The sequence below is a fragment of the Paenibacillus sp. 01T431 genome (assembly GCF_056398625.1).
Genome location: NZ_JBFTPT010000074.1, coordinates 1 through 450, shown reverse-complemented (window position 1 = coordinate 450; position 450 = coordinate 1). Strand labels below are relative to the sequence as shown.

The window sequence follows — 450 nt, the reverse complement described above, 5'->3', positions numbered from 1 at the left end:
GCTTTAAAGGATGTTTCAGCAATTCTTTTCTTTCGTTATCCAGTTTTCAAGGTGCAATTTAAAAAGTTTTTTTGGTGGAGCCAAGCGGGATCGAACCGCTGACCTCCTGCTTGCAAGGCAGGCGCTCTCCCAGCTGAGCTATGGCCCCAAATTTAATATGGGTACCGACTTCTCAGAGTCGATAATGGTGGGCCTTAGTGGACTCGAACCACCGACCTCACCCTTATCAGGGGTGCGCTCTAACCAGCTGAGCTAAAGGCCCATAGGTATTCCCTTTGGACTTCCTTTGAAAGATGATTAATCTTTCAAAACTGACAACGAGTAAGCGATAAACTGCCAAGTTTATCCGAACCTCATCGGGTTCGGGTATTTCCTTAGAAAGGAGGTGATCCAGCCGCACCTTCCGATACGGCTACCTTGTTACGACTTCACCCCAATCATCTACCCCAC

2 tRNA genes and 1 rRNA gene are annotated in these 450 nt (G+C 47.8%); all 3 read right to left on the bottom strand.

What is annotated here, in order from left to right:
• Positions 1-72: 72 nt before the first annotated feature.
• Positions 73-148: transfer RNA gene (locus AC1DM9_RS34510), tRNA-Ala, on the bottom strand.
• Positions 149-185: 37 nt separating this feature from the next.
• Positions 186-262, bottom strand: a tRNA-Ile gene (locus AC1DM9_RS34505).
• Between the two features lie 116 nt (positions 263-378).
• Positions 379-450 (bottom strand): 16S ribosomal RNA (locus AC1DM9_RS34500); the annotation flags it as partial.